At 40.7% G+C, this 23,659-nt stretch carries 20 protein-coding genes; all 20 read left to right on the top strand.

Annotated features, from left to right (window positions below; genetic code table 11):
- Nucleotides 1-22 precede the first annotated feature (22 nt).
- Entirely contained in the window at nt 23-2,143 is a 2,121-nt protein-coding gene (gene pnp, locus LXM54_RS07105; protein WP_233314356.1) for a polyribonucleotide nucleotidyltransferase, read from the top strand.
- A 194-nt stretch (nt 2,144-2,337) separates the two neighbouring features.
- The gene (locus LXM54_RS07100) at nt 2,338-3,297 is read left to right on the top strand and encodes a polysaccharide deacetylase family protein (protein WP_233314355.1); all 960 of its coding nucleotides are present in this window, start codon (nt 2,338-2,340) and stop codon (nt 3,295-3,297) included.
- A 124-nt stretch (nt 3,298-3,421) separates the two neighbouring features.
- Nucleotides 3,422-4,660, top strand: a complete 1,239-nt coding sequence (locus tag LXM54_RS07095; protein WP_233314354.1) for a M16 family metallopeptidase — start codon at nt 3,422-3,424, stop codon at nt 4,658-4,660.
- 98 nt (nt 4,661-4,758) lie between these two features.
- Entirely contained in the window at nt 4,759-5,016 is a 258-nt protein-coding gene (locus LXM54_RS07090) for a YlmC/YmxH family sporulation protein (RefSeq protein ID WP_233314353.1), read from the top strand.
- Between the two features lie 196 nt (nt 5,017-5,212).
- A complete protein-coding gene (gene dpaA, locus LXM54_RS07085; RefSeq protein WP_233314780.1) occupies nt 5,213-6,112 on the top strand; it encodes a dipicolinic acid synthetase subunit A in 900 nt (299 codons plus the stop codon).
- Entirely contained in the window at nt 6,113-6,709 is a 597-nt protein-coding gene (locus LXM54_RS07080) for a dipicolinate synthase subunit B (protein WP_233314352.1), read from the top strand.
- Between the two features lie 174 nt (nt 6,710-6,883).
- Nucleotides 6,884-7,933 (top strand): aspartate-semialdehyde dehydrogenase, encoded by a 1,050-nt coding sequence (gene asd / locus LXM54_RS07075; RefSeq protein ID WP_233314351.1) that lies wholly within the window; start codon nt 6,884-6,886, stop codon nt 7,931-7,933.
- A 214-nt stretch (nt 7,934-8,147) separates the two neighbouring features.
- Nucleotides 8,148-9,374, top strand: a complete 1,227-nt coding sequence (gene dapG, locus LXM54_RS07070; protein ID WP_233314350.1) for an aspartate kinase — start codon at nt 8,148-8,150, stop codon at nt 9,372-9,374.
- A gap of 37 nt (nt 9,375-9,411) precedes the next feature.
- Nucleotides 9,412-10,275: a 4-hydroxy-tetrahydrodipicolinate synthase gene (dapA, locus tag LXM54_RS07065; protein ID WP_233314349.1), complete on the top strand. Its 864-nt coding sequence runs from the start codon at nt 9,412-9,414 to the stop codon at nt 10,273-10,275.
- Between the two features lie 286 nt (nt 10,276-10,561).
- Nucleotides 10,562-11,845, top strand: a complete 1,284-nt coding sequence (locus LXM54_RS07060; RefSeq protein WP_233314779.1) for an amino acid permease — start codon at nt 10,562-10,564, stop codon at nt 11,843-11,845.
- A gap of 182 nt (nt 11,846-12,027) precedes the next feature.
- Nucleotides 12,028-13,704 (top strand): ribonuclease J, encoded by a 1,677-nt coding sequence (locus tag LXM54_RS07055; RefSeq protein WP_233314348.1) that lies wholly within the window; start codon nt 12,028-12,030, stop codon nt 13,702-13,704.
- Between the two features lie 108 nt (nt 13,705-13,812).
- A complete protein-coding gene (locus LXM54_RS07050) occupies nt 13,813-13,968 on the top strand; it encodes a DUF3934 domain-containing protein (protein ID WP_233314347.1) in 156 nt (51 codons plus the stop codon).
- A 229-nt stretch (nt 13,969-14,197) separates the two neighbouring features.
- Nucleotides 14,198-14,941 carry a ClpP family protease gene (locus LXM54_RS07045; RefSeq protein WP_233314346.1) on the top strand — a complete coding sequence of 248 codons (744 nt, stop codon included), beginning with the start codon at nt 14,198-14,200 and terminating at the stop codon, nt 14,939-14,941.
- A complete protein-coding gene (locus tag LXM54_RS07040; RefSeq protein WP_233314345.1) occupies nt 14,938-15,150 on the top strand; it encodes a YlzJ-like family protein in 213 nt (70 codons plus the stop codon). The genes LXM54_RS07045 and LXM54_RS07040 overlap by 4 nt, the downstream gene beginning before the upstream one ends.
- A gap of 122 nt (nt 15,151-15,272) precedes the next feature.
- Nucleotides 15,273-17,630 carry a DNA translocase FtsK gene (locus LXM54_RS07035; RefSeq protein WP_233314344.1) on the top strand — a complete coding sequence of 786 codons (2,358 nt, stop codon included), beginning with the start codon at nt 15,273-15,275 and terminating at the stop codon, nt 17,628-17,630.
- 301 nt (nt 17,631-17,931) lie between these two features.
- Nucleotides 17,932-18,663, top strand: a complete 732-nt coding sequence (locus LXM54_RS07030; RefSeq protein ID WP_233314343.1) for a GntR family transcriptional regulator — start codon at nt 17,932-17,934, stop codon at nt 18,661-18,663.
- Between the two features lie 74 nt (nt 18,664-18,737).
- Entirely contained in the window at nt 18,738-19,799 is a 1,062-nt protein-coding gene (locus LXM54_RS07025) for a BMP family lipoprotein (protein ID WP_233314342.1), read from the top strand.
- 263 nt (nt 19,800-20,062) lie between these two features.
- Nucleotides 20,063-21,598 (top strand): ABC transporter ATP-binding protein, encoded by a 1,536-nt coding sequence (locus tag LXM54_RS07020; protein WP_233314341.1) that lies wholly within the window; start codon nt 20,063-20,065, stop codon nt 21,596-21,598.
- Entirely contained in the window at nt 21,591-22,649 is a 1,059-nt protein-coding gene (locus tag LXM54_RS07015) for an ABC transporter permease (RefSeq protein WP_233314340.1), read from the top strand. The genes LXM54_RS07020 and LXM54_RS07015 overlap by 8 nt, the downstream gene beginning before the upstream one ends.
- Nucleotides 22,650-23,609: an ABC transporter permease gene (locus LXM54_RS07010; RefSeq protein ID WP_233314339.1), complete on the top strand. Its 960-nt coding sequence runs from the start codon at nt 22,650-22,652 to the stop codon at nt 23,607-23,609.
- Nucleotides 23,610-23,659 lie beyond the last annotated feature (50 nt).

Genomic DNA, 23,659 nt, shown 5'->3' with positions numbered 1-23,659 from the left:
TGAGTAGAGAGGGGTTTTTAGAATGGGACAAGATAAACATGTCTATTCAATGGACTGGGCAGGCAGGAAGCTCTCAGTCGAAATCGGCCAATTGGCAAAACAAGCAAACGGCGCAGCATTGGTGCGTTACGGGGATACAGCAGTTCTAAGTACAGCAACTGCATCAAAAGAACCAAAGAATTTAGACTTCTTTCCTTTAACAGTTAACTATGAAGAGCGTCTGTATGCTGTTGGTAAAATCCCAGGCGGTTTTATTAAAAGAGAAGGCAGACCAAGTGAAAGAGCAATCTTGGCGAGCCGTTTAATCGATAGACCAATCCGTCCGCTATTTGCTGATGGTTTCCGTAACGAAGTACAGGTTGTCAGCCTTGTAATGAGTGTGGATCAAGATTGCACGTCGGAGATGGCGGCAATGTTCGGATCTTCCTTGGCATTATCTGTATCTGATATACCGTTCGGAGGACCGATTGCAGGCGTATATGTCGGCAGAATTGACGGCGAATTCATCATCAATCCAACAGTGGAACAAGCAGAAAAAAGCGATATTACGCTTGCTGTTGCAGGAACTAAGGATGCCATTAACATGGTTGAAGCAGGCGCTTTAGAAGTACCTGAAGAAGTGATGCTTGAAGCAATCATGTTTGGACATAACGAAATTAAAAAGCTAATTGAATTCCAAGAAAAGATCGTATCCGAAATCGGTAAAGAAAAAGTAGATGTAGTTCTTTATGAGTTGGACAAGGATATTGAAGCAGAAGTTCGCGGACTATGCGAAAAAGAAATGCTTGATGCGATCAGAGTTCAAGAAAAGCATGCTCGTGAAGCAGCTATTAGAGAAGTGAAAAATTCTGTTGTTGCGAAATATGAAACAGAAGAAGCAGATGAAGACAAGCTGAAACAAGTAAAGCAAATTCTTGATAAACTTGTTAAAAATGAAGTTCGTCGTCTCATCACAGAAGATAAAGTAAGACCTGATGGACGTGGACTTGAAGAGATTCGCCCACTGTCATCAGAAGTTGACCTTCTTCCACGTACACATGGATCAGGCTTGTTTACTCGCGGACAAACGCAAGCGCTCAGCATTTGTACTTTAGGAGCATTAGGTGATGTGCAAATCTTGGACGGCCTTGGTGTCGAAGAAGAAAAACGCTTTATGCATCATTATAACTTCCCTAACTTCAGCGTTGGTGAAACAGGGCCAATGCGCGGACCTGGACGTCGTGAAATCGGACATGGAGCACTTGGTGAAAGAGCATTGGAACCAATTATTCCATCTGAGAAGGATTTCCCTTATACAATCCGTCTAGTATCAGAAGTGTTGGAATCTAATGGTTCTACATCCCAAGCAAGTATCTGTGCAAGCACGCTTGCAATGATGGATGCTGGTGTTCCGATTAAAGCTCCGGTTGCAGGTATTGCAATGGGTCTTATTGCATCAGGCGAACATTACAGTATCTTAACAGATATTCAAGGCATGGAAGACCATCTTGGAGATATGGACTTTAAAGTAGCAGGTACAGCAAAAGGTGTTACAGCATTGCAGATGGATATTAAGATTGAAGGACTTTCAAGACAAATTCTTGAAGAGGCTTTGCAACAGGCAAAAATCGGCCGTATGCAAATCCTTGAATCAATGCTTGCAACAATCCAAACACCAAGAGAAGAACTGTCCACATATGCACCAAAAATCTTAATGATGACAATTAATCCAGATAAAATCCGTGATGTTATTGGGCCAAGCGGTAAACAAATCAATAAAATCATTGAAGAAACTGGCGTAAAAATTGACATTGAACAAGATGGAACAGTGTTTATCTCTTCAGTGGATGATGAAATGAACAAAAAGGCGAAAGCGATTATCGAAGATATTGTCCGTGAAGTTGTTGTCGGTCAAATGTATCTTGGTAAAGTAAAACGAATTGAAAAATTCGGAGCATTTGTAGAAATCTTCAACGGTAAAGATGGACTAGTTCATATTTCTGAACTTGCAGAAGAAAGAATCGGTAAGGTCGAAGATGTTGTTGCGATCGGTGACGAAATTCTTGTTAAAGTAACAGAAATTGATAAACAGGGCAGAGTAAATCTTTCCCGCAAAGCTGTACTGAAGGAACAAAAAGAACAAGCAGAAGATGCAACAAAATAATTTTTTAAAATGAGGTTTGACTCTAATGATTTCTGTATTTAACGCAGCTATTGCTGTTAGGCAGTGAATTTTTAAGGGTCTGCCTTTTTTTATATAGATGGTAAAAAGACTGCCAAGCTTTAGATATTTACGCTTTTCATTACGTTCTACCTTGTCCTCCTTCTACATAAAGATTTAGTAGGAGGGGATTTAGAATGAAAAGAATAATTCCGATGGCTGGTCTATTGTTAGCAGCATGGTTTGTTGCCAACAATCCATTGTCCAATACATATGTAGCAACTTTAGTTGATAACAGAGAGAGTGTGACTGTGTCCAAAAGCACTAGTCCACTGTATGAAACAATTGAAAGTAATGCAGACAAGTACAGAGTCGAAGCAGTTGATGCGAAGATTGATCCTGTGTGGAAGGCGATTCCAGGTATTAATGGGTTAGAGGTCGACGTACAGGCATCCTACAAGAAAATGAAAAAAGCCGGCGTTTTTGATAAACAAAAACTCGTATATAAACAACTAAAGCCGAAGGTGCATCTCGAAGATCTTCCGGCAGCAGCCATTTATAAAGGCAATCCTGAGAAAAAAATGATCAGCTTTATCATTAATGTTGCTTGGGGCAATGAATATCTGCCTGATATTTTAGCAACTTTAAAAAAGCATCATGTTAAGGCAAGTTTTTTTCTTGAGGGCAGATGGGTTCAAAAAAATCCAGAATTGGCAAAAATGATCGCAGAGGCTGGCCACGAGGTAGGCAATCATTCTTACACACATCCTGATATGAGCAAAATTAGTGAAGCGAAAATCAGAGAAGAAATAACAAAAACAAATGATGTAATTGAAGCAACAACAGGAAAAACAGTAACATGGCTTGCGCCTCCGAGCGGTTATTATAATGAATCAGTTGTGAAAATTGCTAAAGAGCAAAACTTAGGCACCTTAATGTGGTCAGTTGACACAATTGATTGGCAAAAGCCGAGTCCGGAAGTGTTGCTGCAGCGTGTAATGGGTAAAGTCCATAATGGAGCAATGATTTTAATGCATCCAACCGAATCTACGGCAAACAGTTTAGATGAACTCATCAGCCAAATCCAAGCTAAAAATTTGGAAATTAATACTGTCACAGAAATGCTCAGCGAGGACCGTTCTATGCCTGATAAGTAATTGTTTGCAAGTTTTAGAACAATTATTTTCATAATGAAACAACTTTTTGGCAAAAATACGAAGAATAAGATATACTAGCAGTCGCGAGCAGTTACATTGGCAAACGAGAACAGGAGGAACTTACTTGATAAAAAGATACACTTGCCAAAACGGAGTTAGAATAGTGCTGGAAAATATCCCTACCGTGCGTTCTGTAGCTATCGGTGTTTGGATTGGCACTGGGTCTAGAAAAGAAGACGAAAAAAATAATGGCGTGTCTCATTTTTTAGAGCACATGTTTTTTAAAGGAACAAAAACAAGAAATGCTAGAGAGATAGCTGAGTCATTTGATAGCATCGGCGGTCAGGTTAATGCATTCACTTCAAAAGAGTACACTTGCTATTATGCAAAAGTACTTGATACACATGCAGATTTTGCACTTGAGGTGCTTGCTGATATGTTCTTCCATTCCACTTTTGAAGAGGGAGAGCTGAAGAAAGAGAAAAATGTCGTCTACGAAGAAATAAAAATGTACGAAGACACACCTGACGATATTGTTCATGACTTATTGAGCCAGGCAGTGTATGAGAAGCATCCGCTTGGTTATCCGATTTTAGGGACAGAGGAAACATTAAGCACTTTCAATGGCGATACATTGAGAGAGTATATGTTTGAACATTACACACCTGAAAATACGGTTATCTCCATTGCAGGAAATATCACAGATGACTTTATCGCTGAAGTGGAAAAATACTTTGGAGCGTTTGAAGCAGGTAAAAGTGAAAGAGAAATTAGTAAGCCATCGTTCCATACGAACAGAATTTCTCGTAAAAAGGAAACAGAACAGGCACATCTTTGCCTAGGATATGAAGGATTGCAAGTTGGCCATGAGGATATGTACAGCTTGATTTCTTTAAATAATATTCTTGGCGGCAGCATGAGCAGCAGATTGTTCCAGGATGTAAGGGAGCAAAAAGGCTTAGCATATTCAGTCTTTTCTTATCATTCCTCCTTCCAAGACAGCGGAATTGTGACAATCTACGGCGGAACTGGTGCAAAACAGCTGGATGAGCTGTATGAAACGATTCAGACGACTCTTGCTAACCTAAAACGAGATGGCATTACTGAAAAAGAGCTTTCAAACAGCAAGGAGCAGTTAAAAGGCAGCTTGATGCTGAGCTTAGAAAGCACAAACAGCCGAATGAGCCGCAACGGTAAAAATGAATTATTGCTTGGAAAACACCATACTTTAGATGAGATTATTGCGAAAATAGACAAGGTATCCAATGCAGATGTGAACAAGATGGCACATCAGATTTTCACTGATTCCTTTTCTGTATCGCTTATCAGTCCTGACGGCAATATGCCGAAAAGCCTTCTATAATATAGAAGGGGTTACATAAAAAATACTTTTAGCTAGTCTAATTCTCTACCTCTGTTGATATGATAATAGAAAAGCATTAATCATTAGGAGGCAGAGAAATGAGACTAAGCGAATTAAGCGGAAAAGAGCTTGTAGATGTGAAAAATGCCGTCCGGCTTGGCATGCTCGGTCAAACAGATTTAGAAATAAATGAAAAGGACGGGCAAATCAAAACTTTGTTGATTCCCTCCCTTAAATGGTTTGGCTTCCGGAAGACAGGGGATGAACTGAGAGTGCCTTGGTCCCATATAAAAAAAATCGGCACTGATATGATTATTATCGATATTCCGAATAAGGATGACACGACTAATTTGTAAAAGTCCGGCCCATTATCCCAAGTTAACATAACAGGGATAAATGGCGCCGGGCTTTTTTTGTTTTTGGAAAATACTGCATGCGATGATTTTAGAGGAAAATCTATAAAGCAACTCACCTAAAACAAGATCGTGACATAAGATGTTGGAGTAGTAATTGATTAGTGTTAGGATCTTTAAAAAAGAAGGTGAAATATACATGCTGACAGGGATGAAAATCGCCATTATCGGCGGCGATGCAAGGCAGCTCGAAATTGTCCGCAAGCTGACAGAGCAGCATGCACAGCTTTCTTTAGTTGGCTTTGAACAGCTGGATCATGCTTTTGCTGGAGCCACAAAAGAAAAGATCGATAATGTGGATTTTTCAATGATTGATGCGATCATTCTGCCTGTTAAAGGAACCGATCTAAACGGACAGGTGGATACAATCTTTTCAAATGAAAAGGTTTTTTTAACAGAAGAATTGCTAGAGAAAACACCGTCCCATTGTACTATTTATTCGGGAATCACCAATGACTATTTAAATGGCATTATCTCAAGTACAAATCGTTCGCTCGTACAGCTGTTTAACAGAGATGATGTGGCAATACTGAACAGCATTCCAACGGTAGAAGGCACGATTATGATGGCTATTCAGCATACGGATACAACCATTCATGGTTCGAATATCCTAATACTTGGTTTAGGCCGTGTTGGAATGAGTGTAGCAAGGACGTTTCATGCATTAGGAGGCAAGGTGAAGGTTGCAGCAAGTGAGAGCGAGCACCTGGCCAGAATCTTAGAAATGGGCTTGGCGCCCGTCCCGTTATCAGAATTAGAAAAAGCGGTTTGTGATATAGATATGTGCATTAACACCATTCCCCACCTTGTTGTTACATCCTCTGTCATTGAAAAAATGCCACTGCATACATTAATCATTGATCTTGCCTCCAAACCAGGTGGTACAGATTTCCAATATGCAGAAAAAAGAGGGGTTAAGGCGCTGCTTGCACCTAGCTTGCCTGGAATTGTTGCGCCTAAGACTGCTGGGAATATACTAGCAGAGGTTCTATCACAGCTGCTGCAAGAAGAATGGCAAAGTCGAAAGGAGCAATCATAAATGAGCTTACAAGGAAAAAGAATCGGATTTGGAATTTCTGCTTCCCACTGCACATATGCAGAAGTTATGCCGCAAGTAGAAAGGCTTGTAAGTCTTGGAGCTGATGTCGTTCCTGTTGTTACAGGCAATGTTCAGCATACAGACACAAGATTTGGTAAAGGATTGGAATGGATCGGTAAACTGGAGGAAGTAACAGGGAATGAAATTATTGACAGCATTGTCAAAGCGGAGCCTCTAGGACCTAAAATTCCCCTTGATTGCATGGTAATAGCTCCGCTTACTGGGAATAGCATGAGTAAATTCGCTAATGCTATGACAGACAATGCAGTACTTATGGCAGCAAAAGCTACGCTAAGAAACCAAAAGCCAGTCGTTTTAGGTATATCGACGAATGATGCTTTAGGCTTAAATGGAGTTAACCTAATGCGCTTGATGGCAACAAAACATATTTATTTCATTCCTTTCGGCCAGGACGATCCAGACAAAAAGCCAAATTCCATGGTTGCAAGAATGAGCATGCTGGCTGAGACAATTAACGCTGCATTAGAAGGAAAACAAATACAGCCTGTTATCGTCGAAAAATATTTAGATAAGTGAAAATAATAGAATAATTTATACTGTTTTTTAACTTTTTGTCATATTTCAAGTAAAAAGGTTCTGTTCATATAGCACGAATATGTTAAAATAGAGAATATTCATTTGGCGGCGAGCTTGTCGCCGTCATTAATTGTATAATATACAGAGAAAACACCTGAAAGAAGGGGAGCCTTTATGGAGCAAAAAAAAGGATTTAATGTAGCAGTGGTTGGAGCAACTGGAGCAGTAGGACAACAAATGATTAAAACATTGGAAACAAGAGATTTTCCCATTTCAAAATTAACTCTTTTGTCTTCTAAGCGTTCTGCAGGGACAAAGGTTACTTATAAAGGCAAGGAAATCACAGTGGAGGAAGCGACACCTGAAAGCTTCCAAGGAATTGACATTGCCTTGTTCTCAGCAGGCGGAGGCGTATCAAAGGATCTTGCACCACATGCTGTAGAGCATGGTGCGATTGTAGTCGATAATACAAGTGCATTCCGCATGGATGAAAACGTACCGTTGGTCGTTCCAGAAGTGAATGAAGAAGATTTGCATAAGCATAACGGCATTATCGCAAATCCAAACTGTTCTACTATTCAAATGGTTGTAGCTCTTCAGCCGTTAAAAGAAAAATACGGTTTGAAGAAAGTGCTTGTCTCCACATACCAAGCTGTTTCAGGATCAGGTGCAGCAGCGGTGGATGAGCTTAACAGCCAGACGAAAGCAATCATCAATGAAGAGAGCTTTGAACCGAAAATTCTTCCAGTAAAAAGCGATAAGAAGCATTATCAAATTGCCTTCAACGCTATTCCGCAAATTGACGTATTTACGGACAACGGATTTACGTATGAAGAAATGAAAATGATCAACGAAACGAAAAAAATTATGCATGACGAGGATCTTAAAGTAGCGGCTACTTGTGTGAGAATCCCTGTTGCTACAGGCCATTCTGAATCCGTTTATTTTGAACTGGATGCAACAGACGTAACAGCATCCGATATCCAAAGCTTGCTGAAAGACGCTCCAGGTGTCATTTTGCAGGACGACATCCAAAATCAAGTATATCCAATGCCGGCTGATTGTGTCGGATCAAATGATGTATTTGTAGGTCGTATCCGCAAAGACCTTGATACAGAAAACGGGTTTCATATGTGGGTTGTTTCCGATAACCTGCTAAAAGGTGCTGCGTGGAATTCTGTTCAAATCGCTGAAAGTCTTGTAAAACTGGGACTAGTGAAATAAACAAGAATACACTTTTTAACACAGCACATCTCTTTATTATATTCTAAGCAGCGTTGCCCTTATCATAAATTTGCGGCAAACTGTTTCATATAATAGCAATAAGGGGACATGTTTGAGGAACTGCAGCTTTCTAGCAAATGAAGATGCGGATTCTTCATAGTGATCCCCTTTTTATTAAGAAACACTTTTTAAAAGTGTCCAGAGGTGTATAGCAATGACAAACATAGTAGTACAGAAATTCGGAGGAACATCTGTAAGAGATGAAAACAGCCGAAATCAAGCAAAAGAGCATATTCAAGACGCTTTAGCAAGCGGTAAAAAGGTAGTAGTTGTTGTATCTGCAATGGGAAGAAAAGGAGAGCCGTATGCAACAGATACTCTTCTGTCTCTAATTGGAGGTTCTGACAGTCATTTAAGCAAAAGAGAAAATGACTTGCTGCTATCTTGTGGAGAAATCATTTCCAGCGTTGTGTTCACACAGCTTTTACTGGAAAATGACATAAAAGCAGCTGCACTTACAGGCGCACAAGCTGGCTTCATCACAAACGATGATTTTACGAACGCAAGAATATTGGAAATGGATTGCACTCGCGTATTAAAAGAGCTTGAAACACATGATGTCGTCGTAGTAGCCGGATTCCAAGGTGCTGCTACAAACGGAGATACGACTACTTTAGGCAGAGGGGGCAGTGATACTTCTGCAGCAGCATTAGGCGCAGCTTTAAATGCTGAAGTAATCGATATTTTCACAGATGTGGAAGGCATCATGACTGCAGATCCGCGCATTGCAGAAAATGCAAGACCTCTTTCTGTTGTCACATATACAGAGGTGTGCAATATGGCGTATCAAGGTGCTAAGGTAATTCACCCTAGAGCTGTGGAAATTGCAATGCAGGCGAAAGTTCCAATCCGCATTCGTTCCACACATTCAAAGGGAACTGGTACGCTTGTGACATCTAGCAGTGATGACAATAAAGGCAGTGATATCCAGGAAAGACCAGTAACGGGTATTGCTCATGTAGCAAACGTTACTCAAATTAAAGTTCTCGCCAAAAAAGACCAATATGATCTGCAATCACAAGTCTTTAAAGCGATGGCCAATGAAGAAATCAGTGTTGACTTTATTAATATTTCACTGAACAGTGTTGTTTACACTGTAACCGATGAAATGGCTAAAAAGGCGACAGGTGTTCTTCAGGAAATGGGCTATGACCCGATTGTAGAGAGTGAATGTGCAAAGGTATCTGTAGTTGGTGCCGGCATGGCAGGTGTACCTGGTGTCACTTCAAAAATAGTCACTGCACTTTCAGGTGAGGGAATTCGTATTTTGCAATCAGCGGATAGCCATACAACCATTTGGGTCCTCGTTAAACAGGAAGATTTAGTACGTGCTGTAAATGTATTGCATGATTCGTTTGATTTAGATAAGGAACAGCATTAATCACAACAAGATTGAAAATGAGAATAGGAGTGGAACGATGGGTTTATTTGGTAGAGTGTCAACGGCCATGATTACACCATTTGATGCAAAGGGACATATTGATTTTCCAAAAACAACACAGATTGTTAACCATTTGATAGCAAATGGAACAGATTCCTTAGTTGTTGCAGGAACGACAGGCGAATCTCCAACATTATCAAAACAGGAAAAGATAGCATTATTCAAACATGTGGTAAAGGTAGTGGAAAAGAGAGTTCCAATCATCGCAGGGACTGGTAGTAATAACACTTATGACTCCATCGAGATGACAAAAGAAGCAGAACGGGCTGGGGTGGATGCCGTAATGGTTGTAGGCCCATACTATAACAAGCCAAACCAAGAAGGCATGTATCAGCATGTGAAGGCAGTCGCAGATAGCACAACCCTTCCAGTCATGATTTATAATATTCCAGGTCGTTCTGCTGTAAATATCGAACCCGAAACAATTATTCGATTATCAGCTGTTGAAAATATTGTTGCAGTTAAGGAAGCAAGTGGAAACTTAAACAACATCACAAAAATTATCGCAGGCACCCCGGATGATTTTTATGTGTACAGCGGAGATGACAGCTTAACATTGCCATTGCTTTCCGTTGGCGGAACAGGAGTTATCTCTGTTGCCTCACATGTAATCGGTCCAGAAATGCAGGAAATGGTTGGTGCTTTCCTTGAAGGAAACTACAAAAAAGCAGCGCAAATGCATCAAAAATTGCTGCCTGTCATGACTGCACTATTTGCTGCACCGAACCCAGTGCCAGTTAAAACAGCCCTGCAATTAAAGGGAATTGATGTTGGATCTGTCAGATTGCCTCTAGTGCCGCTGACAGAAGAAGAGAGAACAAAACTAGCAAGCTTTTTCTAATGCAGTTATTAGTGGATAGATCAGTTAAGTAAACGAAGCAAAATAGGAATTACATAGCTAGTCTATCCAAATAGACGTAAAACAATTTTAGTCAAGGCTTATAGACATGTGGAAAAAACAAATCCAGATTTCCCGTTAAGCCCTGCTGTGCTTGCAGTAGAACTTCGGGAGATTTGGATTTTTTGTTTCATTTTGTTATTATTGGTTATTCATTGTTTAGGAGGATTTGAAATTGGAGACAAAGAATACGCTGCAGAAAAAATTGCAGCCGAGACATATCAGCCTTATGGCGATGGGAGGGGCAATTGGGACAGGCATCTTTAAAGGAAGCGGAGAAACAGTAGGTGTCGCTGGTCCAGGAGTAGTTGTTACTTATATCTTTGCCGGTTTATTATTATTAGTCGTGATGGGAGCCATTGCTGAAATGGCGATTGCATACCCAAACACAAATATGAAGGGCTTCATTTTAAAGGCTTTTGGAAGCAGAATGTCTTTTATTGTTGGCTGGCTTTACTGTGTTCTGTGGCTTGCCGTTTGTATTATTGAAGTGGTTGTAGCAGGAAGCTTTTTGCAATATTGGTTTCCAAACATTCCATTATGGGTATTAAGCATTCTTTGTACCATATTTATTTTGAGCATCAATTTGATGAACGTAAAGCATTATGGAGAGTTTGAGTTTTGGTTTGCTGGCATTAAAATCGCAATGATTATCGTCTTTATTATATTAGGTGCCGGTATCTTATTTGGCATCATTCCTTCAGATGGAGCAGATTATTTCCGCAATTATACAGAGCATGGAGGCTTTTTCCCGAATGGGTGGTCATCCATTTTTGCAGCACTATTAGTAGTTATGTTTTCATATGGTGGCTCTGAGCTTATCGGTGTTACCGTAACAGAGGCGCAAGATGCAGAAAAGATTCTGCCGAAAGTTATTAAAAGTTTTATTTTCCGCATTGTGCTTTTCTATACATTGCCAATTCTTGTTATATGCGGATTGATTCCTTGGAATGAATTGACAGAATCTTCAAGCCCGTTTGTACAGGTGCTTTCCATGTCAGGTCTTCAAGGAGCTGCACATGTGATGAACTTTATTTTAATTATCGCGGTGTTATCCGCAGCAAACTCGGGCATTTACGGCTGTACTAGAATGCTTCACTCTCTTGCAGAGGAAGGAGAGGCGCCTAAGGCTTTCAGTAAATTATCAAAAAGCGGTGTGCCGACATACAGTTTAATACTGACAGGGATAGTATTGATTCTCGGATCAATGATTGCATTAGTCGCACAAGATGAAGTCTTTACGATTCTAATGGCATTCCCAGGCTTTGTCGTATCAATCGTTTGGGTAAGTATTTGCCTTGCTCAAATCAAACTGCGCAAAAGCTATCCGACAATGCCGAGTTTTCGTCTATGGGGATATCCATATATCACAGGACTTGCAGCTGCAGCACTAACATTAATCAGCATCAGCTTTGTATTAAATAAAGACAACCGAATAAGCATTATGGCATGTTTGCTTGTACTAGTTTACTTAATCATACATGCGGCATTTAAATTTAAGAAAACAAAATAAAAACATGCTTTTGCATAAGGATTTTTCTTGCAAAAGCGTTTTTTACTCTAAGGTAACGCCGTATTTCTCCCTCCATCTTGCAGGCGTTTTCTTTGAAATTGGTTGTAAACATTTAAATAGATAAAGTATAATATTGTTAACTGATCAATGGTCGGCTAACTCAACATAGGAGGAAACAAAAATTGAAAACAAATGAAAAGATAAAGCTGGTCGCCCTCGGAGGAGTAGGGGAGAACGGAAAAAATATGTTGGCAGTCGAAGTCGATGAAGACATATTTGTAATTGACGCTGGCTTAATGTATCCACAAAACGAGATGCTTGGAATTGATATTGTTGTTCCAGATATCTCTTATTTAAAGCAGAACGAAGAAAAAGTAAAAGGTATCTTTTTGACGCACGGACATGAGGACCATATTGGGGGTCTATCCTTCTTTTTAAGAGAGCTGAACGTACCTGTTTATACGACAAGGCTTACTGCTGAACTGGCAAAAGAGAAAATGAAGGAACAGGACTTTAAAGGGCAAGTTCGTTTTGAAATTGTCACATCAAAAACTGTTCTGAAATTCCCTTCTGCGTCTGTATCCTTTTTTAAAGTGAACCACAGTATTCCTGACAGTATTGCTATTGTCATTCACACTTCTGAAGGTGCGATTGTACATACTGGCGACTTTAAATTTGACCAAACTGCAGGCGATCTTTATAAGCCGGAATTTGCAGAGATGGCGAAAATTGGGGAGAAAGGCGTTCTTTGCTTGCTTTCTGACAGTACGGATGCAGACAAGCCGGGCTACTCAACGTCAGATGCAGTCGTAACAGAGGAATTGACAGCTGCTTTTCTTCGTACAAAAGGCCGAATAATTGCAACTGTGTTCGCAACAGATTTGAACAGAATTCAACATATCTTTGATGCAGCTGCGAAGGCAAAGCGCAAGATTGCGATAATGGGGAAAAACCTTCAAGTTATCTTAAATATTGCGATGAAGCACGGTTATATCGATATTGCCGAAGATATTCTAGTATCATTCCAGGAAATCCAAGGATTTGAGAAAAATCAAACGATTATTTTAACAACAGGAAACAAAGGTGAACCTGTTGAAGCGCTGCAAAGAATGGCAAGGAAAAACCATAAGCAAGTAAATATTGGCGATGGAGATACAATTCTATTTGCAGCATCTTCACTCCTTGGCAGTGAAGTGTTTGTTGGAAAAACAATCGACATGCTTTACCGACTTGGTGCAAGTGTCCTTACAGGAAACAAAACATTCAATAGTTCGAATCATGGTAGCCAAGAAGAGCTTAAGCTTATGATCAATATTCTAAAGCCGAAATTCTTCCTGCCGATTCACGGGGAATACCGCGTGTTGAAAGCACATGCTCAGCTAGCGGAAAAAACCGGCTTGCAACCGCAAAATATCCATATCCCTGAACTAGGTGAAATGATTGAAATTAAAGACGGCAAGCTTCGTTTAAGCGGCAAGGTTCAATCAGGCAATGTACTTATTGACGGAAGCGGTATTGGCGATGTCGGCAATATTGTTTTAAGAGACCGTAAACTTTTATCACAGGACGGAATTTTGACAGTTGTCGTAACATTGAATAAGCAAGAGCGAAAAATCTCTGCCGGACCTGAAATTATTACTAGAGGATTTGTCTACGTTAGAGAGTCCGAACAGCTGCTTGAAGAAGCTGCAAATCGGGTTAAAGACATTGTCGAAAAAAGCATTAGCAAAGACAGCTTTGATTGGACAGGCATTAAACAAGATATTAGAGATACATTAAATCAGTTCTTGTACGAAAAAACAAAGCGCAGACCGATGATTCTGCCGATTATTATGGAAGTTAAAACGCCAAGAAAGTAAGGATAAAAAAGTTTCCTTGTGCAATCAAGGAAACTTTTTTGCATGTACGTTTCCTTCAAAGGAAAGATTAGTGGGTAGATATGGCGTTTAACATTATGAGGTGACAAAATGAGCAAAGCAAAAGGCAAGAGTGGTATAGGCAGAGGGACCGGTAAAAAAGGCTGGAACCGCTGGCAGGCTAGTGCTAAAAAAGCCAAAAGTGCAAAACCCTATAAAAGCAAAGGGGTAAAACACAAACAAGATAGTGAAAACGAACAAGGATAAACGGGAGTAGGATCTTGCTATGAGCAAGGTCCTTTCTTTATGCTCATATCCTTACAGTCTTAAACGGCACCTGGCTTGATTACGATGTCGAATAGAAAGATATTAAAAGAACAAGCACATTAATGTTCAGCCCAATGACGGGGCTTTGCGGAATTTTTATTTTGGTTCGCATGAAATTCTCCTTCTAGCTTCATAATAAAAACATCATGTGAAAGGAAGGGAGAAAATTATGGCTAACCGAAATGAAGCAAATAATACAGAAGAGACTCAGCCAAAAGAAGACAAACCAGCATCTTCTTTAATGGAAAAAATACAGCAGCTTGGTCAAACGAATGTACCGCAACTATCGCAGGATTCTAAAATACATTGTTTAACAATTGTTGGGCAGATTGAAGGACATCTTCAGCTTCCGCCACAAAATAAAACAACTAAATATGAGCATCTTATTCCGCAAATTGTCGCCATTGAGCAAAACCCGAAGATTGAAGGAGTACTTGTCATTTTGAATACAGTCGGCGGTGATGTAGAGGCAGGTTTGGCAATCTCTGAAATGCTTGCTAGCCTTTCTAAGCCAACTGTTTCCCTTGTGCTAGGGGGAGGACATTCAATTGGTGTGCCGATTGCTGTATCTTGTGATTATTCATTCATAGCAGAAACAGCAACAATGACGATACATCCAATTCGTTTGACAGGTCTTGTTATTGGAGTTCCGCAAACCTTTGAGTATTTGGATAAGATGCAGGAGCGAGTAGTGAAATTTGTGACAAAGCACAGCAAAATTGAAGAAGATGGCTTTAAAGACTTAATGTTTGCAAAAGGTAACCTGACAAGGGATATTGGAACAAATGTAATTGGCAGTGATGCAGTGACGTCTGGACTGATTGACAGTGTCGGCGGAGTGGGCGAAGCGATGACAAAGCTAAATGAGCTCATTGAACTGAATAAAGATAAGAACGAAGGTATCGTACAATGATTATGTATACGATGATGCCGGAGGAGTTAATGTTTCCTATCGGTCAAGAAACGTATGAAAAACAGCAAGTAATTGATTTTAACGGTATTCCGCTCCTCGTTGCCAAAAATGAGATGCATGAATATGAGGTAGTGCGTGTGCTTTCGACAGATCCAAGCCATTATTTGCATGCTCCTGTTCAGCCAGGGGCAAAGATTCCATTATTATGACTGTATTTTTCCATCTTATGATATAATAGAATTGAATAACCAAACATTAAGCAGCCGAACTAAGGCTGCTTATTTCATACATAAAGATACTTAAGAAAACATAGAAACATTAGGTGATAAACATGGCAAAAAGAAAAACAAGAAAAACGAAAAAGAAACAGCATCTGAAAAAAACAATTCAGTATGAACTTGCTGCTCTTCTTTTAATTACGTTAAGCTTTATCTCTATCTTGCAGCTAGGAGTTGTAGGAAAGACGATTGTGCTGTTCTTTCGTTTCTTTACGGGTGAATGGTATATTTTAAGCCTCCTTGGGCTGATTGTATATGGCGGCTATTTGATGTGGAAAAGAGAGAAGCCATATTTATTTCATACTAAACTGAATGGCCTCTATTTAATTGTTGGAGCAATCCTGCTTTTAACCCATGTATCCTTGTTTAATATGCTGTCAGGGGAAGGTAGATTTACCAATCCAAGCGTCATTTTTAATACTTGGGAGCTGTTTTGGTATGAAGCGGACGGCAATGCCTCAAAGATTGGCTTGGGAGGCGGTATGATTGGGGCAGTCCTGTTTGCGATGTTTCATTATTTATTTGATACGGCAGGCACGCAAATTGTCAGCTTCTTAGCCATTATTACAGGTATAATTCTGTTGACAGGCAAGACGCTCAGCGGTGCTTTCCGCAAGATGATGCTGTCTATTTGGAGCTTTATAAAGCGGCAATGGCTGGAGTTTCTAGATGATATTCGTGAGTGGAAAGAAGCGCGCATTGCAAAAAGGGAAGCGAAAAAAGCGGACAGGCAGTCAGACCGGACAGCAAGGAGACAAAGAGTGGAGCGTAGACAAGAAGCTGAGGAGGAAGTTCAGCCTTTAATTGTTAATCCACCTATCCAGCAGTCTGAAGAGCCTGCATATGCTGAACCTATCATTTCTTCTTTTACAGAGAATGCTTATGATGACAGACAAGTCCAGGAAGAAGCTGGCAACGCTAGTGAACCAATTGAAACAGAGGAGATTATTGCTCCGATTACCTTCACAGAGGTGGAGAATAAAGATTATGAGCTTCCGCCTATCAAACTATTAATGGCCCCGAAAAAGGCAGACCAAAGCGGAGAATATGAACAAATTCATGCAAATGCAGCAAAGCTGGAGAGAACATTCCATAGTTTTGGTGTTAAGGCAAAGGTAACTGAGGTCCATCTCGGCCCTGCTGTCACAAAGTATGAAGTGCATCCGAGCGAGGGAGTTAAGGTAAGCAAGATTGTCAATTTAAGTGATGACTTGGCATTGGCTCTTGCGGCAAAGGACATCCGCATTGAAGCGCCAATCCCAGGCAAATCGGCAATTGGGATTGAAGTGCCTAATTCGGAAGTAGCGATGGTGTCATTACGGGAAGTGCTCGAAACGAATAAAAATGATAAGCCGGAAAGTAAGTTAATGATCGCATTCGGGCGAGATATTACAGGGAATGCTGTTTGTGCTGAACTGAATAAGATGCCCCATCTGCTTGTTGCCGGAGCAACCGGGAGCGGTAAGAGTGTCTGCATCAATGGGATTATCACCAGCATTCTCATGCGGGCAAAACCGCATGAGGTTAAGATGATGATGATTGACCCGAAGATGGTCGAGTTGAATGTGTATAATGGTATTCCCCATCTCCTTGCACCTGTTGTTACGAATGCGAAAAAAGCATCTCAGGCTCTTCAGAAGGTCGTAAGCGAAATGGAAAGAAGATATGATTTGTTTTCCCATACAGGAACTCGTAATATTGAAGGCTATAATGACTATGTCAAAAGGTATAATGCAGAGGAGCAGGAAAAGCAGCCTCTTTTGCCGTATATTGTCGTGATCGTAGATGAGCTTGCAGACTTAATGATGGTCGCGTCTAATGATGTGGAAGATTCGATAACAAGACTGGCGCAGATGGCGCGTGCAGCTGGAATTCATTTAATCATCGCAACACAGCGCCCTTCTGTTGATGTAATCACAGGTGTCATCAAGGCGAATATCCCTTCACGGATTGCCTTTGCTGTATCTTCTCAAACAGATTCTCGGACAATCCTTGACATGGGCGGAGCGGAGAAGCTTCTTGGCCGCGGTGATATGCTGTTTTTCCCATATGGAGCGAGCAAACCAGTTCGTGTTCAAGGTGCTTTCTTGTCGGATGAGGAAGTGGAAGAAGTAGTGGACTTTGTTATCGGCCAGCAAAAGGCCCAGTATCAGGAGGAGATGATTCCTGATGAGATTGCTGAAACAAATCAAGGAGCTGTAGAGGACGATTTGTATGGAGAAGCTGTCGACTTGATTATTGAAATGCAGACTGCGTCTGTAAGTATGCTGCAAAGACGGTTTAGAATCGGATATACAAGAGCTGCCCGCCTCATTGACGAAATGGAGGCAAGGGGCATCGTCGGTCCGTATGAGGGCAGCAAACCGCGGACAGTTCTTGTGCCAAAAGCATCAGAAGAGATCAATTTATAAAACGGATTATCTTTCGTACGCCGAAATAGGTTATACTATTAAAGTTCGGTTTTAAGCATTATAATACAAATGTTTTACTAGACTAAAGGAAAAAATATCTTGTAAAGACGAATATTAAGAGAAAGAAGCAATAGAATTGGAAGTCATTTCCGGACAATTGTTTCTTTTCTCTTTTTTTTTCGACTTATTTCACAATTCACTATTTATTTATTAGTCAAAAAGTGTTATAGTATTTTCGATTAGTAGGAATGATTGAACATCAGATGTCTGATGTCTTAGAAAGTTTTTGGAGGAAGGTCGCATGCTAATTAAGTCAGATACAAGGCATTTATATTTGCAGGTTGTGGACAGACTGAAACGTGATATTGAGAATGGGATTTACAAAGAAAAAGAAAAATTCCCTTCTGAATTTGAGCTTGCAAAAACTTTGGGCGTAAGCAGAGCTACACTAAGAGAGGCGCTGCGCACACTGGAAGAGGAAAATGTCATCATAAGGCGTCATGGCGTTGGGACATTTGTCAACAGCAAGCCGCTTTTCAATTCAGGCATTGAACAGCTCCACAGTGTGACCCACATGATTCGGCAAGCTGGAATGAATCCAGGAACAATTTTTCTAAGTTCAACAACTCAATGTTCAACTGAAGAGGATGCAAGGCGTTTTTCCTGCACGCAAGACGAAGAGATAGTAGTGATCGAACGTGTTCGAACTGCTAACGGAGAGCCTGTTGTTTATTGTATAGACAAGCTTCTGCAAAATATTCTGCCTGAAAGATTTTCGTATGAAAACGATTCAATTTTTCAGTTTTTGGAAGCGGATGCCCAAAAGAAAATTACATATGCTGTCGCGCAAATCGAGCCGATCGGCTATCATGAAAAAATCTCTCCGATCTTACAATGCGAGCCTGAAACTGCACTGCTAGTCTTAAAGCAGATGCATTATGATGAAAAGGATGAGCCGGTGCTTTATTCAGTCAATTACTTTAGAGCCGATAAGTTTAGCTTTCAAGTGCTAAGAAAACGAATTTATTCGTGACAATCGGAGAAACTATTGTTAAAGCATTTCTCACTATGAAAATAAAAAACAAAAAAAATTAGGGGGTACAAACCTTGAAAAAGCGTAAATTTGGTTTAGCGCTGTCCTTAGTACTTGCTGCTGGGACTGTTTTAGGGGCTTGTGGTAAAAACGATGATAACGAAGGATCTTCTGGAGAAGAAAAGAGTGATTCTTTCAGCGTTGCAATGGTAACAGATGTCGGCGGTGTTGATGATAAATCATTCAACCAGTCAGCATGGGAAGGCCTGCAAGCTTTCGGTAAAGCAAATGGACTTGACAAAGGAAATGGTATCGACTATTTACAATCTCAATCAGACTCTGATTATTCAACAAACTTGAACAGCTTAGTACGCCAAAAATATGACTTAGTGTATGGTATTGGTTTCATGATGGAAGGGGCAATTGATGAAATTGCTAAACAGCAAACAGATGCTCATTTTGCAATTGTTGATGCTGTAGTTGACGAACCAAACGTAGCAAGCATTACATTTAAGGAACAAGAAGCAGGCTTCCTTGCTGGAGTAGCTGCTGGTAAAGCAACAAAAACAAATAAAATCGGATTCATCGGCGGAGTAGAAAGTGAAGTTATCACTCGCTTTGAAGCTGGCTTTGAAGCTGGTGTAAAAGAAGCTAACCCTGACGCTACAATTGATTCCCAATATGCTGGTGCATTTGACAAGCCGGAAGTTGGAAAAACAATTGCAAGCAAAATGTACTCTTCTGATGTTGACGTAATTTTCCACGCTTCAGGCGGAACTGGTGCTGGTCTTTTCACAGAAGCTCGTGAGCTAAAGGAAAAAGATCCATCAAGAGCAATCTGGGCAATCGGTGTTGACTCTGACCAAGCATCTGAAGGTGTTGTCGGCGACCACAATATCGTATTGACTTCTGCACTTAAAGGTGTGTCTGCTGCAGTTCAAGATATCTCTACTAAAGCTCAAGAAGGAAACTTCCCAGGCGGAGAAACTTCTGTATACGGACTTGCTGAAGACGGTGTTGGTCTAGCTGAAATCAACGAAGAAGCAGAAAACAAAGCAGACATCGAAGCTGCTGTTAAAGAATGGACAGACAAAATTAAAAACGGTGAGTACACTGTTCCTGATACTGTACAATAATTAGATTTAAGAAGTTTTTACAGGAATAAGTGGTTTGCATGGCAAAACACTTATTCCTTTTTTACGACCATAACTAGAATTTTAACTAAAAGGCAGAAGCCTTCTGCTTTTTATTAAAAATTTTACGATGGTGAAATTATAGCGAAATAGTTAAATATCATAGGTTGCAGAAATTCCTCTTACTGCTGACACTTAAATATTTTTTTGCCAGCTGTATTTTTAATTATTTGACATTCGTTTGTGGAGAAGAAGGAGTGAATGAGATGGAATATGTTATTGAGATGCTGAATATCCGAAAAGAATTTCCTGGAATTGTTGCCAATAACAATATAACCCTTCAGTTAAAAAAAGGGGAAATTCATGCATTGTTAGGGGAAAACGGTGCAGGAAAGTCAACATTGATGAACGTATTGTTCGGACTTTATCAGCCGGAAAGAGGAGAAATCAGAGCAAGAGGGAAAGTGGTCAACATCTCCAACCCTAATGTAGCGAATGATTTGGGCATCGGGATGGTCCATCAGCATTTCATGCTGATCGATACCTTTACTGTTACAGAAAACATTATTTTAGGAAAAGAAACAGTAAGTAAAGGAAAAATAGACTTAAAAAAGGCAGAAAATGAAGTAAGAGAAATCAGTGAGCGTTACGGGCTTGCAGTAGACCCACGGGCGAAAATTTCTGATATTTCTGTAGGTATGCAGCAAAGGGTGGAAATCTTAAAGACTTTATACCGCGGAGCGGAAATCCTTATCTTTGATGAGCCTACTGCTGTGCTGACACCTCAGGAAATTACAGAACTCATTGGCATCTTTAAAACATTGATTAAGGAAGGAAAATCCATCATCTTAATCACTCATAAGCTGAAGGAAATCATGGAAGTTTGTGATCGTGTAACCGTTATCCGCAAAGGGGAAGGAATCGGTACATACGATGTAAGCGGAACAAATCCAACAGAGCTTGCAAACTTGATGGTCGGCCGTGAAGTTACATTCAAAACCGACAAAAAAGCACCGCAGCCTAAAGAGACAGTTTTGGAAATTTCTGATTTGACTGTTAAAGATTCTAGGGGAGTACCTGTTGTAAATTCGCTTAACTTGAATGTCCGTGCCGGCGAAGTAGTCGGAATTGCCGGTGTAGATGGTAACGGGCAGTCAGAGCTGATTGAAGCGATAACAGGGCTGCTAAAAAAAGATAACGGAAGCATTAAGCTGAACGGCAAAGAGCTCAGCGTGCTGACACCTAGAAAAATCACAGAAAGCGGTCTCGGCCATATCCCGCAAGACCGTCATAAACACGGCTTAGTTCTTGATTTCCCAATTGGTCAAAACATGGTGCTGCAAACGTATTACAAACAGCCATTTTCTAAGGCTGGCTTCTTGAACAAACGGGAAATTGATTTAAAAGCGAAAACGCTGATTGAAGAGTTCGATGTAAGAACACCTGGCGCACATACTCCAGCGAGAGCTTTATCAGGCGGTAATCAGCAGAAGGCAATCATCGGAAGAGAAGTGGACAGAAACCCAGATCTTTTGATTGCGGCACAGCCGACACGCGGACTTGATGTTGGAGCGATTGAATTTATCCATAAACGTCTGATAGAACAAAGAGATAAAGGAAAAGCGGTGTTGCTTGTTTCCTTCGAACTAGAGGAAATCTTAAATGTTAGCGACCGGATTGCTGTTATCTTTGAAGGGAATATTATTGCGGAGGTAGACCCGAAGAATACAACAGAACAAGAGCTAGGATTATTAATGGCAGGATCGAAAGATAAAAAAGTGGGTGTGGAGAAGAATGTCTAATACAATAAGAAAAATAAGTATACCTGTTATATCTGTATTGCTGGGCATTATAGTTGGAACAATCATCATGCTCGTTACCGGCTATGATCCTGCTGCAGCATATACTGCACTGTGGAACGGCGCATTCGGCGAAGTCTACTTTGTCGGTGAAGTAGTGCGCCAGATTACTCCGTTAATCCTTGCAGGACTTGCAGTGGCATTTGCCTTCCGTACAGGCTTGTTTAATATCGGAGTAGAGGGTCAATTAATCGTCGGCTGGCTTGCAGCAGTGTGGGTCGGAGTCGCTTTTGATTTGCCGAAAATCATTCATTTGCCGTTGGCAGTGCTTGCAGGAGCAGCTGCAGGTGCATTATGGGCATTTGTGCCAGGATTTTTAAAAGCACGCTTCCGAGTGCATGAAGTAATCGTCAGCATTATGATGAACTATATCGCATTGCATGTATCAAACTATTTAATTCGTAATGTATTAACAGATAAGGCAGACCGTACGGAAAATATTCCGGCATCTGCGTCTCTTCGCTCAGATTTCTTGAGCAGCATGACAGATTATTCCCGTTTACACTGGGGAATTTTAATAGCTCTAGCATGTGTGCTTATTATGTGGCTTATTCTTGAGAAAACCGTTAAAGGCTATGAATTGAAAGCAGTTGGCTTTAACCAGAATGCTTCGCAATATGCCGGTATGAATGTTAACAGAAATATCGTTCTTTCTATGGTAATCTCTGGTGCCTTTGCAGGTCTTGCAGGTACAATGGAAGGATTAGGAACATTCGAATATGTCAGCAATAAAGCTGGATTCACAGGCGTAGGATTTGATGGAATCGCCGTTGCTCTTCTCGGTGCAAATGGACCATTAGGTATTGTCTTTGCAGCCGCTTTATTCGGCTTCTTGAAAGTCGGAGCGTTGAATATGCCGCTCGAGGCTGGTGTGCCGAATGAAATGGTTGATATCATCATCGCATTAATCGTATTCTTCGTGGCAGCAAACTATATGATACGCATCTTCTTAGAGAAAATGAGCAAAAATAAAAGTAAAAAGGGGGAGAAGTAAGTGGGATTAATGGATGTATTATTAATTGTCATTCCTTCTTCACTATTATGGGCTGCTCCGCTGATTTTCACAGCACTTGGCGGTAACTTCTCAGAGCGTGCCGGTGTTGTTAATATCGGGCTAGAAGGTCTTATGCTGATGGGGGCATTCTCTTCCATCGTATTCAACTTAACTTTTGCAGACAGCTTAGGAGCATGGACTCCATGGGTAGCCTTATTGTGTGCAATGGTCGTTGGCGCAGTCTTTTCCTTGCTGCATGCTGTTGCGTCCATCACATTCCGCGCTGATCAGACTGTTTCCGGTGTTGCGATAAACTTGCTTGCAGCAGGTTTGGCAATGTTTTTGGTTAAACTGATTTATGACAAAGGACAAACTGCAACAATTCAATACAGCTTCAAAAAAGTGGATATTCCAGTATTGAAAGATATTCCAGTCATTGGAGAATTGTTCTTCCAGAATACGTACTGGACATCTTATCTGGCTATTATAGTAGCTATTATTTCTTGGTTTGTAATGTTCAAAACACCATTCGGTCTTCGTCTCCGTGCTGTTGGGGAGCATCCGATGGCAGCTGATACAATGGGTATCAATGTTACTAAAATGCGCTATATCGGTGTTGTTTTATCTGGTGCGTTAGGCGGTATCGGCGGCGGTGTGTTCGCACAGTCGATTACAAATGACTTCACTCATTCTACAATCAGCGGACAAGGGTTCATGGCTCTTGCAGCATTGATTTTCGGAAAGTGGAATCCATTAGGAGCGATGGGTGCGGCCCTGTTCTTCGGATTTGCCCAATCATTGAGCATCGTCGGAAGCAGCTTGCCATTCCTTGAGAACATTCCGAATGTATACTTGCTGATTGCCCCATATGTGCTGACAATCATCGCACTTACTGGCTTCATCGGCAGAGCAGATGCACCGAAAGCTTCCGGTGTCCCATATATAAAAGGAAGCAGATAATTATATTACAAAAATCTCCTAGTTGCATTTATGCAACAGGAGATTTTTTT

Source organism: Bacillus sp. Au-Bac7 (genome assembly GCF_021341655.1).
In the GTDB taxonomy this organism is placed as follows: domain Bacteria; phylum Bacillota; class Bacilli; order Bacillales; family Cytobacillaceae; genus Niallia.
This window is presented reverse-complemented; position numbering and strand designations above follow the sequence as displayed.

Bases quoted from the DNA above. Each gene is read 5' to 3' on its own strand.
- pnp (WP_233314356.1), top strand. From the start codon at position 23: ATGGGACAAGATAAACATGTCTATTCAATGGACTGGGCAGGCAGGAAG.
- LXM54_RS07100 (WP_233314355.1), top strand. From the start codon at position 2,338: ATGAAAAGAATAATTCCGATGGCTGGTCTATTGTTAGCAGCATGGTTT.
- LXM54_RS07090 (WP_233314353.1), top strand. From the start codon at position 4,759: ATGAGACTAAGCGAATTAAGCGGAAAAGAGCTTGTAGATGTGAAAAAT.
- dpaA (WP_233314780.1), top strand. From the start codon at position 5,213: ATGCTGACAGGGATGAAAATCGCCATTATCGGCGGCGATGCAAGGCAG.
- LXM54_RS07080 (WP_233314352.1), top strand. From the start codon at position 6,113: ATGAGCTTACAAGGAAAAAGAATCGGATTTGGAATTTCTGCTTCCCAC.
- asd (WP_233314351.1), top strand. From the start codon at position 6,884: ATGGAGCAAAAAAAAGGATTTAATGTAGCAGTGGTTGGAGCAACTGGA.
- dapG (WP_233314350.1), top strand. From the start codon at position 8,148: ATGACAAACATAGTAGTACAGAAATTCGGAGGAACATCTGTAAGAGAT.
- dapA (WP_233314349.1), top strand. From the start codon at position 9,412: ATGGGTTTATTTGGTAGAGTGTCAACGGCCATGATTACACCATTTGAT.
- LXM54_RS07060 (WP_233314779.1), top strand. From the start codon at position 10,562: ATGGCGATGGGAGGGGCAATTGGGACAGGCATCTTTAAAGGAAGCGGA.
- LXM54_RS07050 (WP_233314347.1), top strand. From the start codon at position 13,813: ATGAGCAAAGCAAAAGGCAAGAGTGGTATAGGCAGAGGGACCGGTAAA.
- LXM54_RS07045 (WP_233314346.1), top strand. From the start codon at position 14,198: ATGGCTAACCGAAATGAAGCAAATAATACAGAAGAGACTCAGCCAAAA.
- LXM54_RS07040 (WP_233314345.1), top strand. From the start codon at position 14,938: ATGATTATGTATACGATGATGCCGGAGGAGTTAATGTTTCCTATCGGT.
- LXM54_RS07035 (WP_233314344.1), top strand. From the start codon at position 15,273: ATGGCAAAAAGAAAAACAAGAAAAACGAAAAAGAAACAGCATCTGAAA.
- LXM54_RS07030 (WP_233314343.1), top strand. From the start codon at position 17,932: ATGCTAATTAAGTCAGATACAAGGCATTTATATTTGCAGGTTGTGGAC.
- LXM54_RS07020 (WP_233314341.1), top strand. From the start codon at position 20,063: ATGGAATATGTTATTGAGATGCTGAATATCCGAAAAGAATTTCCTGGA.
- LXM54_RS07015 (WP_233314340.1), top strand. From the start codon at position 21,591: ATGTCTAATACAATAAGAAAAATAAGTATACCTGTTATATCTGTATTG.